Below are 3723 nucleotides of genomic sequence, written 5' to 3' on the forward strand. Positions count from 1 at the left end.
TTAAAAGAAAGCTGATCAGAGATAACAACTACCTTAGAAAATTAATTCATTACATCCATTTTAACCCCATAAAAGCTGGCTTAACTCAAAGTGTTGAAGAATGGAAATACACTTCCTATAACTCCATTATTTCTTCAAATCCATCCAAACTTCTCAGGGAAGAGGTGGTTGGTTATTTTGAAGATGTTAAAAACTTTAAATACTGTCATAAGTACACATCCAATATAACCCTTGAAGGGCTCTAATCCCTTCCATGGTTTGCTTTTGCGTTAAGAGATTACCCCACTTCCGAGTAGTTCCTCATCGTTGTACCAGGCTACAAACTGCCCTTCGGTAATCGCCGACTGGGGGTTTTTAAAGATGATGTAAAGTCCGTTATCTGTTTGGTGGAGAGTTGCCTGATCGAGTGGCTGCCGGTACCTGATTCTTGCCATGACTTCGAGTTGTTCTCCTGCGGTTAGTTTTAGGTCTTCTCGCACCCAATGTATTTCATCCTGTTTTACAAAAAGTCCTTTACGGTATAACCCGGGATGGTTTTTGCCCTGGCCTGTATAGATAATATTTTCTTTCACATCGGTTTCGATGATAAAAAGCGGTTCTTTGGTACCCCCCACGGCAAGCCCTTTGCGTTGTCCTTTGGTAAAGAAATGAGCTCCCTGGTGTTTACCTACTATATTCCCATCCTTAGGTGTATATTCATATTTTTTACTGTAACTGAGGGTATCCTCGTTTTGTTTTGATTGGAGATTATAAACAGGGCTGTTTTCCGGCACTTCAATGATGATTCCTTCTTTGGGTTTGAGTTGTTGCTGTAAAAAGTCGGGCAAGCGCACTTTTCCAATGAAGCAAAGACCTTGAGAGTCTCTTTTTTCGGCTGTAATGAGTCCTTGTTCTTTGGCTATTTGTCGTACTTCCGGTTTGAGCAATTCACCTACCGGAAACAAGGTTTTAGCCAATTGCTCCTGAGACAATTGACAGAGAAAATAGGATTGATCTTTGTTGGGGTCTTTTCCTGCAAGCAAGCGGTGGATGGTTTTTCCGTCCTTTGTCACCTCATCTTTACGGCAGTAATGGCCAGTAGCTACAAAATCTGCTCCCAGGTCGAGGGCGATTTTAAGAAAGACATCAAATTTAATTTCGCGGTTGCAAAGCACATCGGGGTTTGGGGTGCGGCCCATTTCATATTCCCTGAACATATAATCAACGATGCGTTCTTTATACTCCTCACTCAGGTCTACGGTTTGAAAAGGAATGTCTAGTTTATTGGCTACAATCATGGCATCGTTACTGTCTTCCAGCCAGGGGCATTCATCTGAGATGGTGACCGAATCGTCGTGCCAGTTTTTCATAAACAAGCCTATGACCTCATAGCCCTGTTCCTTTAAAAGGTATGCGGCCACGCTTGAGTCTACCCCTCCGCTAAGTCCTACTACTACTCTTTTCATATCCATCACCCGCGTGGGCGGGTGTCTTGTTATTTATTTTTAGAACTGCAAAATTACAAAATAAAAAAAGAGGAAGTATGCGCTTCCTCTTTCTTTAACTCCTTGTTTAGAAAAGGATTATTTTTTCTTTTTTTGTTCTTGTATTTGTTTTTGTTTTTCAGCCTGTTCCATGATTTCAGCCATTTTTCGTTGAAAGCGGTTTTGCTTTTTAGGTTGTTTCTTTTTCTCTTCAATTTTGGCCAGGATTTTATTTTCATCCAGCACAAAATATTTGATCACCAGCATAATACCGATGGTAATCACGTTTGAGATAAAGTAGTATAAAGAAAGTCCGCTAGCAAAGTTGTTAAAGAACACCAACATAATGAGCGGTGACAAATACATGATAAACTTCATATTTGGCATTCCGGGTTGTTGTTGCATTTGCATAGTTTGTCCGGTGGTCATCATCATATAAATAAAGATGGCTATGGATGCCAGTATTGGAAACAAGCTCACGTGGTCTCCGTAAAACGGAATGTAAAACGGCAACTCGGCGATGCTGTCATAACTCGATAAATCGTCTGCCCATAAAAACCCTTTTTGTCTTAAATCAAAGGCCGAGGGGAAAAACATAAAGAGCGCATAGAACACCGGCAGCTGCATCAACGCCGGTATACATCCCGCCATGGGGCTTGCTCCAGCTTTGCTGTACAGTTTCATAGTTTCCTGCTGCTTTTTCATTGCATTGTCTTTGTACTTCTTGGTGATTTCCTCAATCTCGGGGCGCAGTATTTTCATTTTCGCCTGGGAGAGGTACTGTTTGTATTGGACCGGAGACAGGACAATTTTTATCAGAATGGTCATCACAATGATGATGATTCCATAACTGCTAATCCAGGTAGCCAGCCAGGTGAAGAGTGGCATAAAGAGGAATTTGTTGATCCAACCAAAAATTCCCCAACCCAGAGGAATGATTTCATCGAGGTTGCGTTCATAGCTGTCCAGGATTTTAAAGTCGCTGGGGCCATAATACCAGTTCATAGTATATGACAACTCTCCTGCCTTAAATTCCAGTGGAAATTTAGAAGTAAAGTTTTTTGTGTAAAGGCTGTCAATCTCTTCGTCTTCCACCAGGTTTTCTGAAGTGAAGTGTGCTGTTTTAAAGGGGGTGTCTGTCAATAAAACAGAGGTAAAAAAGTGTTGTTTGTATGCTATCCAGGTCACTTCGCGGGCATCATCTTCAGCCAGGCTTCCCTGCCCGAGGTAATCGTCTTTTCCATTTTCATAGTCCCACAGCATTTCAGTATACCTGTTTTCGTAGGAAATACTTTTAGCTTTGCGATGGGCTTTAAGTTGCCAGAACGCTTCTGCAGGAGTTGATGTATTGATGATATTGCCCAATCCTTGCGTTTGAATAGCAAAGTCAAGCATGTACTCACCAGGTTTGATTTCGTAGCGGTATTCCAGGTATTGATTTTCCGATGCTTTGAGTTTCATGGAAAGAATGGTGTTCTCGCCACTTTGCGTCAATGAGGGCTCAAAGAACAGGTCGCGTGTATTCAAGAGCCGGTTTTCTGACTGAAATTGCAGGTTAAAGTCAGCATTGCCGTCTTTAATGAGATAGACCGGTATGGAGTCAAATGTTTTGTGTTTTTTAAGGGTAGCTTCTACAATATAGCCTCCTTTATTGCTGATTTTCAATTCCAGCACATCGTTTTCAAGGGTAGTAAGTTCTTCGGTTGCAGAAGGCAGGGTTGCCGCATATGCAAAGGACCCTAATTGGTTTTTCAGGGATTCCAATCGCAAAGAATCTGAAGCCGGTTCCTGAGTTGTTGTTTCCGGAGCTACAGGTGTTACAGGGTTTTTGGAGGGTGTTGTAGCAGTATCTGCTTCTTTTTCTACCTGTTCTATTTTTGCCCGTTCTTCGAGTTCTTCCTGAGTGGGTGCATTTTGATATAGCATCCAAATAAGGATGAGAGCGATGAGCACAAAACCTATTAACGAATTATAATCAAATTTTTTTTCTTCTATCATGGTTCAATGAGTCTGTTTCCCCTGGAGGTTATTGGCTGTTTTTAGATTTATTATAGTTGGCTGCTGCATTGACAAAGGCCACAAAGAGTGGGTGTGGATTTGCCACGGTGCTTTTGTATTCCGGGTGGTATTGTACCCCCACAAACCACGGATGGTTTTTCAATTCGATGATTTCCACCAGGCCTGTTTCCGGATTGATTCCGGTGGTTTGCAGTCCTGATTTTTCCAATTGTTCTTTGTAGGCATTGTTATATTCATAGCG

Annotated in this window: 3 protein-coding genes and 1 pseudogene; 1 reads left to right on the forward strand and 3 read right to left on the reverse strand. The window is 41.7% G+C overall.

All coding sequences use genetic code 11. The features are described from left to right. A pseudogene (locus AACY61_RS10340) lies at nt 1–245 on the forward strand (hypothetical protein); the annotation flags it as partial. 24 nt (nt 246–269) lie between these two features. Here AACY61_RS10340 and mnmA read toward each other — a convergent pair. The 3 genes from mnmA to AACY61_RS10355 all read right to left on the reverse strand — a co-directional run. Beyond that, entirely contained in the window at nt 270–1445 is a 1176-nt protein-coding gene (gene mnmA, locus AACY61_RS10345; RefSeq protein ID WP_339611500.1) for a tRNA 2-thiouridine(34) synthase MnmA, read from the reverse strand. Between the two features lie 117 nt (nt 1446–1562). After that, a complete protein-coding gene (yidC, locus tag AACY61_RS10350; RefSeq protein ID WP_339611502.1) occupies nt 1563–3458 on the reverse strand; it encodes a membrane protein insertase YidC in 1896 nt (631 codons plus the stop codon). Between the two features lie 31 nt (nt 3459–3489). Further along, nucleotides 3490–3723: gamma-glutamyl-gamma-aminobutyrate hydrolase family protein (locus AACY61_RS10355; protein ID WP_339611501.1), on the reverse strand; the 234-nt coding region annotated here is incomplete at its 5' end.

Origin of the sequence: uncultured Planktosalinus sp., from assembly GCF_963973675.1 — a bacterium.
Classification (GTDB): domain Bacteria; phylum Bacteroidota; class Bacteroidia; order Flavobacteriales; family Flavobacteriaceae; genus Planktosalinus.